Below are 14,575 nucleotides of genomic sequence, written 5' to 3' on the forward strand. Positions count from 1 at the left end.
AACACCTGGCCGCCGGTTCGGTTGACGAAGGAGCCCCGCCATGCGGAAACCGTTCGTGGTCCTGACAGCGGCGCTGGTCGCCGTGTCCGCCTGCGCCCCCGGGTCGGGCGGTGGCAAGTCCAAACCGAAGACGCCCTCCGCCGTCAGCACGGACATCGCCAAGGCCGGCCCCGTCACGCTGACCGTCTGGGACCAGGAGGTCCTGGGCGGCCAGAACGAGCAGATGGAGAAGCTCAACGCGGCCTTCCACGCCAAGTACCCCAACGTGACGATCAAGAGGGTGTCGCGGTCCTTCACCGACCTGGAGAAGACGCTGCGCCTCGCGCTGTCCGGCGCCAACCCGCCCGACGTCGTCGAGGCCAACCAGGGGTACGGCATCATGGGCGCCCTCGTGAAGGCCGGCGCGCTCGTGCCCCTCGACCCGTACGAGCAGGCCTACGGGTTCCGTAAGCGCTTCCCCGCCGGGCTGACCCAGCTCAACAGCGTCACCCCGGACGGCAAGAGCATCGGCTCCGGCAGCCTGTACGGCGTGTCCATGGCCGGTGAGGCCGTCGGCATCTACTACAACACCGACAAGCTCGCCAAGCTGGGCATCAAGCCGCCGACGACGTGGGCGGAGTTCGAGCAGGATCTGGCCACGGCCAAGGGCAAGGGCGAGACCCCGATCTACCTCGCCAACCTGGAGAAGTTCCCCGCCATCCACGAGTTCGGGGTGCTGCTCGGCCAGACGACGGGCAAGGACGCGCTGCGGAACCTGGTGTTCGGCCGCGGCGGCGCGTGGACCGATCCATCCATCGTGCAGGCCGCGCAGAAGCTCGCCGACTGGGCCAAGAACGGCTACTTCCCCTCCGACGTCAACGCCGGCAAGTACAACGACTCCCCCGGGCCGTTCGCCAAGGGCGAGGGCGTGTTCCTGATCGGCGGGCCGTGGTTCGCCGCGGACCTGCAGAAGAAGATGGGGGACAAGGTCCGCTACCTCCTCCCGCCGCCCGCCCAGGCCGGCGGAGCGCCCGCGGCCACGCTCGGCGGCCCCGGCCTGCCCCTCGTGATCACCTCCAAGTCCAAGCACCCCGACGTCGCCGCCGCGTACCTGAACTTCATGACCACCCCGCAGGCCATGGACGTCGTCACCCAGACCGGCGGCCTCGCCGCCGTCGCCCCGGCGAGCGCGCAGCCCACCACCGCGGTGGGGCGCGACCTGTCCGCCGCCTGGAAGACCGCGAGCGACAAGGACATCCTCGTCCCGTACCTGGACTACTCCACGACGACGTTCCTGGACACGCTCGGCGGCGTACTGCAGGAGATCATCGCTGGGAGGAAGACGGCGCAGCAGGGCATGCAGGACGCTCAGCGCGACTACGCCGCCTTCCTGGCCAAGCGGTGAAGCCCCTTCCCACCGAGAGGGCGGGGGCCGCACCGCCGGGCGAGCCCCGCCGCGTCGGCTACCTCTACGTGCTCCCGGCGCTGGTGGTCTACGCGGCGTTCCTGCTGTGGCCACTGCTGCACGGCGCATACCTCTCGCTGTTCCACTGGGACGGGCTCACCGTCGGCACCTGGGCGGGGCTCGGCAACTACACGCAGGCGTTCAGCGACCCGCACCTGCGCGGGACGTTCTGGCACGCCGCCGTGCTCGTGTTCTTCTACGCCGTCCTGCCCTGCTGCATCGCGTTCCTGCTCGTCGCCGTCATGTCCCGGTCCCGGCCGCGCGGCCTGACGTTCTTCCGTACCGTGCTGTTCCTGCCGCAGGTCGTGGCCATGGTCGCGGTCGCGGTGGCCTGGCAGTGGATCTACTCCGACCACGGCCCGATCAACGGCACGCTCCGCCTCGTCGGCCTCGGCGGGCTCGCCCGCGGCTGGCTCGGCGACTTCACCTGGGCGCTGCCGTCCGTCGGGCTCATCGGCACCTGGGCCGAGATCGGGCTGGCCATGGTGCTGTTCCTGGCCGGCGTGCAGAAGATCCCCCGCGAGCTGTACGAGGCGGCGCGCGTGGACGGCGCCGGGGCCGTCCGCGAGTTCTTCGCCGTCACGCTGCCCGGGCTGCGGCGGGAGCTGTCGGTGGCCCTGACACTGACCATCATCGCCGCGCTCCGCAACTTCGACCTGATCTACCTGACCACCGGCGGCGGTCCCGGCGACGCGACCCGGGTCCCGGCGTACGAGGTCTACAACCGGACGTTCAACACCGGGGAGGTGGGGCTGGCCTGCGCCATCGGCATCACGATCGCGATCATCGTGTTCGCCGTGACCGCCGGGGTCGGCCGCCTCGTGGAGGGCCGCGCGTGACACCCATGACCTCCCGCGCCGAGCGCACCACCACGTACGGCGTGCTGATCGTCTTCGCGGTGATCGCCGTGTTCCCGCTGCTCGCGGTCGCCTCCCAGGCGTTCGGCCTACCGCACTTCTCCGTCGACGCGTTCACCGGGGCGTGGCGGAAGGGGCACTTCGCGCGGTACCTGACCAACAGCCTCATCGTCGTCACCGTGGTCGTCGTCGCCGCCTCGGTGCTGTCGGTCCTGGCCGGGTACGCCCTGGGAACGATGGAGTTCAAGGGCGCGACCGCGCTGTTCTACGTGTTCCTCGCGGGGCTCATGGTGCCGACCGAGGCCATCGTCGTCCCGCTGTACTTCGACCTGCGCTCGGTCGGCCTCGACAACACGCTGCCCGGCCTCATGCTGCCGCAGATCGCCCAGTCCGTGTCTTTCGGGGTGTTCTGGATGCGCGCCTACTTCCGGTCCGCGCCCCGATCCCTCATCGAGGCGTCCCGCATGGACGGCGCCTCCAGCTGGACCACCCTGTGGCGGGTGCTGCTGCCGGTCGGCCGCCCCGCGATCCTCACCATGGTCGTACTGATCGCCATGTGGACCTGGAACGAGTTCCTGCTCGCCCTGGTCATCATGAACTCCAACGAGGACCTGCGCACCGCGCCGCTCGGCCTGTCGATCTTCCAGGGCCAGCACCAGACCGAATACCAGATGCTGATGGCCGCCGCGCTGATCGTCGCCGCGCCCGTCGTGCTCGTCTACGTCTTCCTCCAACGCCGCTTCATCGCCGGAATGCTCTCGGGGGCGATCAAGGAATAGCAGGTCGGACCAGGCTTCGGCCGGGGACGTTATCCCACAAGGAGTTGACGCCCATGCGCAAGACGCTCGCCCTCTCCCTGACACTCGCCGCGGGCCTGATGGGCCTCGCGCCTCCCGCCCACGCCGCCTCGCCGGACCACCCCCGGCCGGGCCGGCTCGACGTCCTCTTCGTCGGCGCCCACCCGGACGACGAGTCCTTCAACCTCTCCACGTACGGGCAGTGGCACGAGAAGGCCCACGTCAGGACCGGCGTGCTGACCATCACCCGAGGCGAAGGCGGCGGCAACGCCGTCGGCACCGAGGAGGGCCCCGCGCTCGGCCTGCTCCGCGAGGGCGAGGAACGCGCCGCCGTCGCCAAGGCGGGCATCTCCGACATCCACTACCTCGACAAGGTCGACTTCTACTACACCGTCAGCGACAAGCTCACCCGCGACATCTGGGACCACGACTCGACGCTCGCCAAGGTCGTCCGGCTCGTCCGCGAGACGCGCCCCAAGGTCATCACGACCATGACGCCGTCCCCGATTCCCAGCCAGCACGGCAACCACCAGGAGGCCGGACGCCTCGCCGTCGAGGCCTACTACCTCGCCGCCGACCCCAAGGCCTTCCCCGAACAGCTCACCAAGGAGCACCTCAGACCCTGGCGCGCCGCCCGCCTCCTCCACCAGGAGCACCTCGTCAAGGCCGGCACCGGCCCCTCCTGCGAGACGACCTTCACACCCACTGACCCCAGCGCCGACGTCTACGGCGTCTGGGACGGCCGCGCCTCCGCGAGCGGCAAGACCTGGGCGCAGATCGAGACCGAGGCCGCACGCCTCTACGCCAGCCAGGGCTGGGCGCACAACCCCGATCCGCCCAGCGACCCGAACAAGATCGGCTGCGACTACTTCACCCTGGTCGACAGCCGCGTGCCGTTCACCCGCGGGAACCACGACCCCCTGGCCGCACTCGAAGGCGCCACCTACCCCGCCAAGGGCGGCCTGCCCCTCGGCACCGAGTTCTCCCTGACGACGAGCCGCTTCGGCGTCGCCCACGGAGAGCCGTTCACCGTCACCGCGCACGCCTCCACTCCCGGACGCGTCGCCCTGTCCCTGCCCGCCGGCTGGACCGCCACCGGCACCGGAACGCTCCAGCACGGCACCGCGGCGTTCACCGTCACCCCCGCCGGAAAGGCCGGGCGCGTACGGCTCGGCGCGACACTCACCACCGCCCACGGCACCGGCACCACCGGCCGCGCCGTCGAGGTCGAACCCGCCGTCACCGGCCGCCAGCAGCCGCTCCCCCGCGTCTCCGACTTCGACGCCTGGGCCGCCGCCACCGGCGTCCCGCAACTGTCCGACCGGGTCAAGCGCGTCCTCACCCTCGCCTCCGGCGGCTCCCGCCAGGTCCGCGTCGACCTCGCCAACACCACCAAGGAGGCCCAGAAGGGCACCGTCGCGCTCAACCTGCCGAAGGGCTTCGCCGCCGACGCCGCGTCCAAGGCGTACACCCTCGCCGCCGGCACGACCGGATCGGTGACCTTCACCGTGCGCAACACCGACGCCTCACTGCCGACCGCCAACCAGGGCGGCACCGGCGGCGACTACGACTACACGATCACCACGACGTCCTCCGGCGCCCCAGACGTCGCGAACGCCGCGCTCGAACTCGTCCCGGCCACCACCATCCCGCACGCGGCCAAGGAGCCCACGGTCGACGGCAAGGACTCCGCCGCCGAATACCCCGGCCCGACACTGAACCTGTCCCGGCTCTGGGAGGGCACCGCCTGCGAGTCGGCCGCCGACTGCTCCGCCACCGGCAAGGTCACCTGGTACGACGACGCCCTCTACGTCCTCGTCCACGTCACCGACGACAAACAGGGCAGCGTCCTCGACCCCGCCGACTGCAAACGCCACTGGCGGACCGACTCCGTCGAGATCGCCCTCGACCCGCAGGGCGACGCCGAGAACACCTCCACCACCTTCAAGACCGGCATCCTGCCCACGACCACCGCCGGATCGCCCTGCTTCGAACGCGACGCCGACAACCACCAGGGACCCGGCGCGCAGACCGCCCCCGGCATGAAGGTCGCCTCGGTCGTCGACAAGCCCTACACCGGATACACCGTCGAGACGAAGATCCCCCTCGCCGACGTGCCCGCCGCCGTCGACCCGGCCCGCCTCGGCCTCGACATCTTCATCTACGACTCCGACACCATCGACAAGACCGGCCAGACCCGCATCGGCTGGTCCACCTGGGGCGGCGTCCAGGGCGACCCCTACCGCTGGGGCCTGGCCACCCTCCCCGGCTACACCCCGCCGCCCGGCCGGCCCACCACCGCGCCGCCCCCGGTGATCTCCAAGACCGCAGCGCTGTCCGTCAACTCCCCCCAGTCGATCCTGCAGGCCGCCCGCATCGGCGTCCCCCTCGCCGCCGGACCGGCCGCGCCCCGGACCGACACCGCCCGCGTCACCGGCCGGCCCACCGTGGCCGGCGGTGCGGTCACCTTCCGGCTCCGCGCCACCGGCCCCGGCACCGCGTACGCCTACGTCTGGAACGGAAAGATCCTCGGCTCCGCGAAGGTGAACGTCACCGGGGCCGGGACCAGCACCGTCACGATCCCCGGCGCCACCGGCACGCTCACCGTCGCCTTCGACGCCCAGGCCGGCGGCACCGCGAGCACCGCCGTGCCCCTGCGCTGACCGGCGAGTCCGCCGGAACGACGAAGCGCCCAGGTCTCTCGCGTGGGAGACCTGGGCGCTTCGCCCGTACGATCAGCGGCGACGCCGGCGCAGGAGCATCCGGATCGCGACGGCCGTCGCCACGACACCGGCCCCGATCAGCACCGGACCGGTCAGCGGGCTCCGGGGCCGATCCTGCCCCTCCTTCCGGACGAGGGCGCCGATGTCCTCGGCGACCCGACCGGCCTCCTCCTTGGCCCTCGACATGCCACGCTGCGCGGCGTGCTTGGGGCTCAGCCGGTCGGCGAGCTCGTCGATGCTGCGCGCCAACTCCTCGCGCGTCTGCTCGATGTCCCGCTCAATCGCCGCTGGGTCGCGGGCTCTATCGGCCATGAGGTGTCCTTCCTGCGGTCATCATCGGAGTTCGGCGGCGAGGCCCAGGACAAGTCTGTCAGGTGCCGCCGCCGAACATCGCTCCCTGGCCGACTTGTACCCCGATCACGCGCCGTATGCTGCGACACGGGTACGGTTGGACTCAGCTCGACCGGAAGGATGATCTTGTGACGGAGCAGCGACTGGGGCCCGGGGACGTCGCCCCCGAGTTCACGCTTCCCGACGCCGACGGCAACCCCGTCTCGCTGTCCTCCTACCGCGGACGGCGCGTGATCGTCTACTTCTACCCGGCGGCCATGACGCCCGGCTGCACCAAGGAGGCCGTCGGCTTCCGCGACGCCCTGCCCACCCTGGAGGAGGCCGGCGTCACCGTGCTCGGCATCTCCCCGGACGAGCCGGCCAAGCTCGCGAAGTTCCGCGACCGCGACGAGCTGACCTTCCCGCTACTCGCCGACCCCGACACCAAGGTCCTCCAGGAGTACGGCGCGTACGGCGAGAAGAAGCTCTACGGCAAGACCATGATCGGTGTCATCCGCTCGACCTTCGTCGTCGACGCCGACGGCAAGATCGAGAAGGCCTTCTACAACGTGAAGGCCACCGGCCACGTCGAGCGCATCCTCAAGGAGCTCGGCGTCTGACCCGACCGCCCCGGGACTGTCCGACCCTGGCGCTACCTTCACGCCATGGTCAACAGAAAGTACAACTACACGTACACTCCGGAGTTGCTCGCCGAGGCCGCCGCCGCCTCGACGAGCATCGCCGGTGTCCTGCGCTATATCGGGATCCCCTTCTCCGGAGGATCACACGCGCACATCAGTCGCCGACTCAAGCGGTTGGACATCGACACTTCCCATTTCTGCCGTCCGTCACCGAACAAAGGGAAACGGTCTTCGCAGCGTCTGACACCCGATCAGGTCTTCGTCATCCGCCCGAGTGAGGCTGGACGACAGCGAGGGGAAATCCTGCGGCGGACATTAATCGAGACCGGTGTGGCCTATCGCTGCGGCAAGTGCGGCCTGGATGCGATGTGGAAGGGGGAGCCGCTGATCCTGCACGTAGACCACATCAACGGGGACTACTTCGACAATCGCAAGGAGAATCTTCGCTTCCTCTGTCCCAACTGCCACTCACAGACGCCCACGTTTGCCGGTAGAATGAACGGCAAGAAGTATGCGGGGCCGTAGCCCAATGGCAGAGGCCTACGGTTTAGGTCCGTACCAGTGTGGGTTCGAATCCCACCGGCCCCACATTGTGATGTTCACGACATCGGAAACCCTCCGACCCCACCGGTTCGGAGGGTTTTCACATTCCTGGTCATCGGCGCACGGAGTCTCCGACATTGGCGCGTTGGGGGTTGAAGAGGGCTCGTACGGCGGCTTCGTCGCCTTCGATGTCGACGAGCTCAAGGGTGTCGTCGAGGGTGAGCGCACCGGCTGCCAGGCCGAGAACGATCGAGGCGTCAGCGCGCACGACGGCGTCGAGATCGCGACCATCATGCGGGCTCACATCTACGCCCGAGCGCGTCACCCTCACCTGAAGCAGGCGGCCGTCGACCGCGATCCCCACCGTCGATGACCGGCGTGCGGCCGCCTTGTCGGCGAGTAGGGCCGAGAGAGCCAGAACGAGCCAATCGGCGCGGAAGCGGTCGCCGCCCGGTCCGCGTGCCATCAGTGGCGTGGACCAGCGGATGAGGCCGTCGACCGGCTCCCGCAGCTCGGCGCCCCACAGGGTGAGGGCGTACACGATGGCGTTGCCCTCGTCGGCCAGTCGCCGCTCGACCACTCCGGCGGTCTCGAGGTCGCGGAGGCGGTCGGCGAGCAGGTTGGTGGCCACGCCGGGGAGCCCGTCGAGCAGCTCGCGGTAGCGGGCGGGAGCGATGAGGAGCTGGCGGACGATGAGCAGATTCCACCGGTCGCCCACGACGTCGAGCGCCCGGGCGAGACCGCAGTACTGGCCGTAGCTTCGACTCATTCCACTCACGCACTTGATAATTTCCAGCCTACTTGTCTATATCTAGCATAGTCGGCGAAAGGAGAGCAGCCATGGCCGGCACGGGAAGGCGAGGTCCCAGACTCTGATGCCCAGGAAGGTGCTGACATGGTCCCGGCTGTGACGCACAGTGGTGCGCCCGACACCATGGCCCAGGCTCGTGCGGCGTTGCGGGACGTTGTCCCCAGCCTCGTCGCACTTGTGCGGAGCGTCCCTGATGCCGGCTCCACTGCGGTCGGTACGTGGACGGTGGGCGATGTCGCGGCTCACCTATCGCATGTATTTCGCACCGACACCGATGCCGTCGCCGGAAGGCCGGTCCCGCAAGCCATCGTGACGACGGCGGGAATGGCCGAGGTCAACGCGAAGATGCTGACCGAGGACGACGAACGGGACCCGGCCGTGCTCGCGGATCGCATCGGCGCGCTCGCGGACGAGTTCGACGGCGTCGCGTCGCGTTCGCGAGCAGCGACCGTCGACTGGCTGCAAGGTGTCCGCCTGCCGCCTTCGGCGGTGGCCTGTCACCTGCTCGAGGAATGCCTGGTCCACGGCCATGACATCGCCAGAGTCGCTGGGCGCCCGTGGCCGATACAGCGTCAGCACGCTCTGCTCGCGATCGAGGGAGGCGCGCTTCCGCTCATCGCGGCGCTGCCGCCCGCCGCTTTCTTGAACCTGGAGAAGGCCGGCTCCTACCGAGCTCGGTTCGAAGTGCGCCTGCGTGGAGGTGGACGCACGTTGCTGGTCTTCGACGGCGGTTCGTTGACGCTCGACGCGGCGGGCGCACGTGACGTCGACGCCCACGTCTCTGCCGACCCCGCGGCTCTCATGCTGATGTTCATCGGCCGACAGGGACAATGGAAACCCCTTCTTGAAGGGAAGCTCGCCGCTTGGGGTCGTCGGCCATGGAAGCTCGCCCGCATGTTCACCGTCATAAGCCCCCCGTAGCCCCCGATGTGATGTCTCAGGACATCGGAAGGCGTCCAGGCCCACCGGCTCGGACGGCGTTCCCATTCCCAGTCACCGTCATGAGGCCGGATGACGGCGTTTCTTGGCCTTGTCGATCTGGTCGAGCAGGACGATCGCGGCGGCGATGACGATGGCGGAGATGATCCACCAGTACGGGCCGGGCAGCCGCAGCGGCAGGGCGAGCCTCGGCTTCCAGTCGAAGATCCGGGCGGCGAACGGATAGATGCCCTGATGGATGCCGAGCCAGAGCACCACGAACGACAGGAAGTCGTAGGACTTGGGATCCTTCATGGTCGTTCATGGTCGCGTGCCGGTGATCGCGCCAGGTAGCGACGATGGTCTACTCGACGGGTCCGAGGGTCTACGCGGCGGCGTCCTCCGGACCGCTTCCCGCGGACGGTGGTCGCGTCAGTGGTCCCGGTTTCCGTCGTCGCGGTGCGGATGGCGTTCGGACCGGACGACGGCGACCGGGCGTCCGTCGCGGCAGGTGACGACCATGGTCATCTTGCGCCTGCCCGACTCGAACTCGACGAAGACCGTGTCGGCCGGGCCGCGCCGGACGTCACCGGCGCCGTAGCCCTGGGTGGGTGACCAGGACAGCAGGTAGGCGGAGTCGCGTACGCATCTGGCGAGGACGTCACCGCCGCTCGAGCTCAGGCTGCGGACGGTCCCGGCGGGAGGGGCGGTGGTCCGCAGAGAACCCTGCGGCCTGCGGGTGGCGCGGCCGGGGCTCGGGGACGGGTTCGGTGTCGTGGGCTCGGGCCGGGCGAGCGCCTCCCGCACCTGCGCGGAGGTCATCGGATCGACGGTCCGGTCGGTGATTCCCTCGCCGAGGACGGAGATGGCGCCGAGGCCGGCGATGACCGCTCCGCTCGCGGTCGCCGTCCAGGCCAGGAGTACGAACGCGGCGCGGTAGAACACCGGACCAAGGGTGCCACGCCGACGGCTAAGGAACGACTAAGGTCGCACTAAGCCGCACACAAGACGAACGTTCCAAACAGCCATGAACTGGGCTTTTCGCAGGTGAACGGTCTAGCGTTGCGCCGTGGCCCAACTGTTGCTCATCGAAGACGACGCCTCGGTACGCAGCGCGCTGGTACGGGCGCTGTCGGAGCACGGTCACGCCGTGACCTCGGCGCCGAACGCCGTCGACGGACTCCGGCAGGCGATCGGGGACCGCCCGGATCTGGTGGTGCTCGACCTCGGGCTGCCCGATCTCGACGGCTGCGAGGTCCTGCGCATGCTACGGGCGGTCAGCTCCGTTCCCGTCATCGTCGCGACGGCCCGCGATGACGAGCGGGAGATGGTACGTGTCCTGGACGCGGGTGCCGACGACTATGTCGTCAAGCCGTTCGGCGCGGGTCAGCTGGACGCGCGGATCCGGGCGGTGCTGCGGCGTGGCGAGGAAGGGACGCCGGCGGACGCGTCCGTGCGGGTCGGAGGCCTGCGGATGAATCCGCGCGCCCGTGAGGCGACGCTGGACGGACGTGTCCTGGAGCTGTCGCCCAAGGAGTTCGATCTGCTGCATTACCTGGCCGCTCGCGCCGGGCAGGTGGTGTCGAAGCGCGAGTTGCTGACCGAGGTGTGGCAGGTGCCGTTCGGCGGTGCGGACAAGACGATCGACGTTCACGTGGCCTGGTTGCGCCGGAAGCTCGGCGAGACCGCCACGAGCCCTCGCTACCTGCGCTCGGTGCGCGGCTCCGGCATAAAGATCGTTGACCCATCGCGATGAGGCGCTACATCACCCTTCTCGTCGCCGCCACGACGTCTCTGGTGCTGGTGGCGTTCCTGGCGCCGTTGGCGTTGCTGGTCCGGGACGTGGCGGCGACCCGTGCCGTGGGTTCGGCCACGGTGCGCGCGCAGTCCCTCGCTCCGATGGTCGCGACCGGTGACCGGAGGACGGTGGAGATCACGCTTCAGCAGGTGGCGTCCAGCGGCTATCCGCTGGCGGTCTTCTGGCCGGACGGCAGGGGCACGGATCCGTCCGTTCCGCGGGACCCGGCGGTCCGGCTGGCGGCGCGCGGCCGCAGTGTGACGGTCGACGCCGCAGGAGGGCGGGAGATCCTGGTCGCCGTGCTGGGCGGGCCGGGCGGAACGGCCGTCATCCGGACGTTCGTGTCCAAGGCTCAGCTGCGGACGGGAGTGGGGCGGGCCTGGACGATCCTGGCGTTGCTGGGCGCCGGGCTGCTGACGGTGAGCGTGCTCCTGGCGGATCGTCTCGCACGTTCCCTGGTGCGGCGGATCGCCGCGCTCGCGGCGCTGTCGCAGCGGCTGTCGCGCGGAGACCTGGAGGCGCGGGTGCAGCCTGGTGGTCCGCCGGAGATCCGCGATGTCGGCGTCGGCCTGAATCATCTGGCGACGCGGATAGCGGAACTGCTCGCCCGTGAGCGGGAGTCGGCGGCCGATCTGTCCCACCGGCTGCGCACGCCGCTGACGGTGTTGCGGCTGGAGGCCGAGTCGCTGCGGGATCCGGCGGAGGCCGACCGGATCGGCAAGCAGGTCGATGTGCTGGAGCGCACCGTGACGCGGCTCATCAACGACACTCGGCGGCCGTCGGCCCGGCAGGATCGGGCGTTGTGCGACGCCACCGCCGTCGTGTCGGAGAGGGTGGCGTTCTGGTCGGCCCTCGCCGATGAGCAGGATCGTGCGGTGAGTCTGCGGGTTCCCGACCATCCGGTCGTCGTGACGGTCGGTGGCGTGGAGCTGTCCGCGTGCCTGGATGCGCTGCTGACGAACGTCTTCGCCCATACGGCCGAGGGGACCGCCTTCGGGGTGGCGCTCGATCATCGCGGTCCGGTCGCGTACCTCACGGTCGGCGACGACGGTCCCGGATTTCCCGGGCGGCATCTGCTGCACCGTGGTGCGAGCAGCGCGGCGTCGAGCGGCCTCGGCCTTGACATCGTCCGTCGTACCGCCGAAGCCGGGGGCGGGTCCCTGCGTCTCGGCGTCTCGCCGGCGGGCGGCGCGCAGGTGATCATCGATTTCCGCGTCCTGCCATCGGACTCTTAGCCATGTCTTAGCGTCACCACAGCGCCGTCTTATCGGCTCTGTCGGCAGGCTGGCGCATGGCCGGTGGCACCCGGCCGACCGTCGGGTTCCCCACCGGCGGCGACCTGTCCGGTGCCCCCCTTCCGAGAAGAAGGTGGTGGATCCCCCGCCAGGCCCTACGGCCCCGAGGAAGCGGAGTGCGGCCCCCGGCTCTCCGCTTCCTCGGGGCCGCTCATCTTGCGTGTTCGGAAGGGTGACGTGATGCCGCAGTCCCGCTCCGGCGGTGGCTCAGGGGCCCTCCCCCGATGGCGAAAGCGGGGTGCACTCAATGGCGCTTCGTCGGTAGGCGGTCGACGCCCTGACGGGATACCCTCGCTCGGATTCTCGAATCACCGAGCGGATTGCGGATACGGATCGCTACTGTGCGTACATGCTTGGTCGCGTGTCATCCGGTCGTATCGCATGAGCCGGAAACTTCGGCTGGCCGCCGATCAGATGGCCCGGACCGCGACCGCCCGGGTGCTGCTGCGTGGCGGGGTGGATGAGAAGACCGGTGAGGCCCTGACGGCCCGGGTGGTGGCCGAGCGGGTGGGCTGGGCCGCGGACCTGGTCGCGGCGATTGCCGCCGGGCTGCTCACCGCACGTTGGAACGCCGAGGATGTGGCTGGCCTGGCCGCCGGGGTGGATGGCGCGGGCCGCGTCTTGCCGTCAAACGCATGGATGGCGTTGCGCAGGTTGGGCTGGGCGGTGACCGTTCCCGACGGGGTGCGGGTCAACGACCGGATCGTGCGGATGGCTCAAGAACAGGCGGGACGGATCCTGCGCGGTGCGCAGCATCGCGCCGAGATGGTCGCCGAGGTCCTCAACACCTGGCCCGCCGATCCGGCCAAGCGCACGCCAGCCGAGTGGAACGCCGTCCGTGAGGCGATCCCGGACGGTCGGTCTCTGTCCGGTGGTGTGATCAAAGCGCGCACCCGGCAGGTCACCGCGTTCGTCGCCGGGCATGGGCGGTTTCCGGTTGATGTGTTCGACCTGGAGGAGGCGCCGAGGGCGGCGCGGATGCTGGTGCTGGCCGCGGTGGACCGGCAGCAGGCGATCCTGGAACGCGCCGAAGACGAGCCGGCCAGGGTGCTGCTGCGGCTGCAGTTGCCCACCCGCCCGGATCCGCGCGCCTACGCCGATTGGACCTGGGTGGCCTGCCCGCTCAACCTGCCGCCCACCGTCCCGCCGGACGCGGTGCTGCACCTGCCCACGCTCCGCCCGCAAGGCCAGAAAATACACGCGGACCTGGCGTTCTCCCACCCCGTCCCCAAGACTGAACGCAAGGGCCACACGACCTCGCTGGGGGTGGACTGGGGCCTGAACATCCTGCTCAGTGCCGGGGCCTGCCGCTTGCGTCCCGACGGCACCATCACAGCACTCGGGGTCGGGGCGATGTTCCGGGCCGCCGGGGTGATGGCCCGCCAGCACCGGCTACGCCGCCACGGCGAACACCTCCACTCCAAAATCGACACCTACACCCGCCTCATCGACGGCCAAGAGGACCATCACCTGGTCGTCAAGCACGCGACCCTGACGGCTGAACATGCATCGCCGTCGTCACCGTCCCGGCCCGCAACACCTCCAGGCACTGCCCGCAGTGTCTGGTCCCTTTGCGGCACTGCAAGGCACCCGACCGGCCCACCACACCCGGCTGGAAATGGGCGATCTGCCCCGACCCTGACTGCGGCTGGCAAAGCGACCGCGACCACGGCGCATGGCGGCGCATCGCCGCCCGCGGCCTGACCCACCAGACCAAAACCACCGTCGTCGACCGCGCCACCGGCCACATGGCCATCCCCCGCGTCATCGACACACTCGAAACGAGAGCGGTCGTCACTACGACCGCGACTCTTCAGGCCAGTGGGGGCGACCGGTCCAAGACCGGCCCCACCCCGCGCCGAACCTCACGCCCCGCGCCCAGGCGACGCGGGGCACCCTCCACCCCCGGCCCTCGCGGGCCAGCGGGTCAGCGTCCGGAGGGAAACGCTCACACGGACCACAGACCGCCCCGCGCGGCCTACCGGTACCAGGGCGTCCGCACACCCGTGCGCACGATCAGCTCAAGCCCCACCACCCGCCGGGACCGGACACGGCACCGGCCGCGAGGAGCGGCGCTGGGCGCAGGCTTCCACCTGAACGCCCACGCCACCCCACCACGATGGGCGGATCCCCCGGTCACAACGCTCAATATGACCACGGATCCCTAAGCTGATCAGAGACGCTCTACCGGCTCTGCTCAAAGGCACCTTGCTCCTGCTGGTCCACTCCACGGGGCTCGCCTCCGTCTACTACCAGGTGACCCACACCGCCACGGCCAGGACGGAACCCTGTACAGCGGAAACCTACCTGGGACTGACCGACACCGATCAGCCCTGCGGTGGTGGGCCGGCCCGTGGTCCGGCGGTCGTGCGATTCGCGTTGCTGGGTGCGGGGCGCACGCTGCCCGTGGGACGGTGC

Annotated in this window: 14 protein-coding genes and 1 tRNA gene; 11 read left to right on the forward strand and 4 right to left on the reverse strand. The window is 69.9% G+C overall.

The features are described 5' to 3' along the window. Positions 1–40: 40 nt before the first annotated feature. From AB0I04_RS35480 to AB0I04_RS35495, 4 genes are read left to right on the forward strand one after another with little or no spacing between them, the layout of a single operon-like run. Positions 41–1,384, forward strand: coding sequence for an extracellular solute-binding protein (locus AB0I04_RS35480; protein WP_360894717.1), 1,344 nt, complete (start codon positions 41–43; stop codon positions 1,382–1,384). Next, entirely contained in the window at positions 1,381–2,283 is a 903-nt protein-coding gene (locus tag AB0I04_RS35485) for a sugar ABC transporter permease (protein ID WP_360894720.1), read from the forward strand. Before AB0I04_RS35480 ends, AB0I04_RS35485 begins: the two co-directional genes overlap by 4 nt. Positions 2,284–2,288: 5 nt before the next feature. Next, positions 2,289–3,080: a carbohydrate ABC transporter permease gene (locus AB0I04_RS35490; RefSeq protein WP_360895025.1), complete on the forward strand. Its 792-nt coding sequence runs from the start codon at positions 2,289–2,291 to the stop codon at positions 3,078–3,080. 53 nt (positions 3,081–3,133) lie between these two features. Next, entirely contained in the window at positions 3,134–5,761 is a 2,628-nt protein-coding gene (locus tag AB0I04_RS35495) for a sugar-binding protein (protein WP_360894723.1), read from the forward strand. 72 nt (positions 5,762–5,833) lie between these two features. Here AB0I04_RS35495 and AB0I04_RS35500 read toward each other — a convergent pair whose 3' ends face one another. Further along, positions 5,834–6,133, reverse strand: a complete 300-nt coding sequence (locus AB0I04_RS35500) for a DUF3618 domain-containing protein (protein WP_360894726.1) — start codon at positions 6,131–6,133, stop codon at positions 5,834–5,836. 167 nt (positions 6,134–6,300) lie between these two features. Here AB0I04_RS35500 and bcp point away from each other — a divergent pair, with 167 nt between their 5' ends. From bcp to AB0I04_RS35515, 3 genes are all read left to right on the forward strand, one after another. Beyond that, on the forward strand, positions 6,301–6,771 hold the full coding sequence (gene bcp / locus AB0I04_RS35505; protein WP_360894729.1) for a thioredoxin-dependent thiol peroxidase: 471 nt from the start codon (positions 6,301–6,303) through the stop codon (positions 6,769–6,771). Positions 6,772–6,816: 45 nt separating this feature from the next. Continuing rightward, on the forward strand, positions 6,817–7,317 hold the full coding sequence (locus AB0I04_RS35510; protein ID WP_360894732.1) for an HNH endonuclease signature motif containing protein: 501 nt from the start codon (positions 6,817–6,819) through the stop codon (positions 7,315–7,317). Next, positions 7,308–7,380 (forward strand) — tRNA-Leu (locus AB0I04_RS35515). The genes AB0I04_RS35510 and AB0I04_RS35515 overlap by 10 nt, the downstream gene beginning before the upstream one ends. A gap of 67 nt (positions 7,381–7,447) precedes the next feature. Here AB0I04_RS35515 and AB0I04_RS35520 read toward each other — a convergent pair. Further along, the gene (locus tag AB0I04_RS35520) at positions 7,448–8,104 is read right to left on the reverse strand and encodes a helix-turn-helix domain-containing protein (RefSeq protein WP_360895027.1); all 657 of its coding nucleotides are present in this window, start codon (positions 8,102–8,104) and stop codon (positions 7,448–7,450) included. A 165-nt stretch (positions 8,105–8,269) separates the two neighbouring features. Between AB0I04_RS35520 and AB0I04_RS35525 the strand changes: the two genes are divergently transcribed. Then, positions 8,270–9,067: a maleylpyruvate isomerase N-terminal domain-containing protein gene (locus tag AB0I04_RS35525; protein ID WP_360895030.1), complete on the forward strand. Its 798-nt coding sequence runs from the start codon at positions 8,270–8,272 to the stop codon at positions 9,065–9,067. Positions 9,068–9,145: 78 nt separating this feature from the next. Here the strand turns inward: AB0I04_RS35525 and AB0I04_RS35530 are convergent, their stop codons facing one another. Both AB0I04_RS35530 and AB0I04_RS35535 read right to left on the reverse strand, forming a co-directional pair. Continuing rightward, positions 9,146–9,379 carry a hypothetical protein gene (locus AB0I04_RS35530; protein ID WP_360894735.1) on the reverse strand — a complete coding sequence of 78 codons (234 nt, stop codon included), beginning with the start codon at positions 9,377–9,379 and terminating at the stop codon, positions 9,146–9,148. 117 nt (positions 9,380–9,496) lie between these two features. Then, the gene (locus AB0I04_RS35535; protein ID WP_360894738.1) at positions 9,497–10,009 is read right to left on the reverse strand and encodes a hypothetical protein; all 513 of its coding nucleotides are present in this window, start codon (positions 10,007–10,009) and stop codon (positions 9,497–9,499) included. A 124-nt stretch (positions 10,010–10,133) separates the two neighbouring features. Between AB0I04_RS35535 and AB0I04_RS35540 the strand changes: the two genes are divergently transcribed. The 3 genes from AB0I04_RS35540 (at position 10,134) to AB0I04_RS35550 (ending at position 13,861) form a co-directional block, all read left to right on the forward strand. Continuing rightward, positions 10,134–10,820 (forward strand): response regulator transcription factor, encoded by a 687-nt coding sequence (locus AB0I04_RS35540; RefSeq protein WP_360894741.1) that lies wholly within the window; start codon positions 10,134–10,136, stop codon positions 10,818–10,820. Then, a complete protein-coding gene (locus AB0I04_RS35545) occupies positions 10,817–12,097 on the forward strand; it encodes a HAMP domain-containing sensor histidine kinase (protein WP_360894744.1) in 1,281 nt (426 codons plus the stop codon). Before AB0I04_RS35540 ends, AB0I04_RS35545 begins: the two co-directional genes overlap by 4 nt. A gap of 474 nt (positions 12,098–12,571) precedes the next feature. Beyond that, a complete protein-coding gene (locus tag AB0I04_RS35550) occupies positions 12,572–13,861 on the forward strand; it encodes a hypothetical protein (RefSeq protein WP_360894747.1) in 1,290 nt (429 codons plus the stop codon). Positions 13,862–14,575 lie beyond the last annotated feature (714 nt).

Source organism: Actinoallomurus sp. NPDC050550 (assembly GCF_040655075.1).
Lineage (GTDB): Bacteria > Actinomycetota > Actinomycetes > Streptosporangiales > Streptosporangiaceae > Actinoallomurus.

Excerpts from the sequence above, each read along its gene's own strand:
- AB0I04_RS35550 (WP_360894747.1), top strand. The coding sequence starts at position 12,572 with ATGGCCCGGACCGCGACCGCCCGGGTGCTGCTGCGTGGCGGGGTGGAT.
- AB0I04_RS35520 (WP_360895027.1), bottom strand. The coding sequence starts at position 8,104 with ATGAGTCGAAGCTACGGCCAGTACTGCGGTCTCGCCCGGGCGCTCGAC.
- AB0I04_RS35545 (WP_360894744.1), top strand. The coding sequence starts at position 10,817 with ATGAGGCGCTACATCACCCTTCTCGTCGCCGCCACGACGTCTCTGGTG.
- AB0I04_RS35525 (WP_360895030.1), top strand. The coding sequence starts at position 8,270 with ATGGCCCAGGCTCGTGCGGCGTTGCGGGACGTTGTCCCCAGCCTCGTC.
- AB0I04_RS35500 (WP_360894726.1), bottom strand. The coding sequence starts at position 6,133 with ATGGCCGATAGAGCCCGCGACCCAGCGGCGATTGAGCGGGACATCGAG.
- AB0I04_RS35510 (WP_360894732.1), top strand. The coding sequence starts at position 6,817 with ATGGTCAACAGAAAGTACAACTACACGTACACTCCGGAGTTGCTCGCC.
- AB0I04_RS35480 (WP_360894717.1), top strand. The coding sequence starts at position 41 with ATGCGGAAACCGTTCGTGGTCCTGACAGCGGCGCTGGTCGCCGTGTCC.
- AB0I04_RS35495 (WP_360894723.1), top strand. The coding sequence starts at position 3,134 with ATGCGCAAGACGCTCGCCCTCTCCCTGACACTCGCCGCGGGCCTGATG.
- AB0I04_RS35530 (WP_360894735.1), bottom strand. The coding sequence starts at position 9,379 with ATGAAGGATCCCAAGTCCTACGACTTCCTGTCGTTCGTGGTGCTCTGG.
- AB0I04_RS35490 (WP_360895025.1), top strand. The coding sequence starts at position 2,289 with ATGACCTCCCGCGCCGAGCGCACCACCACGTACGGCGTGCTGATCGTC.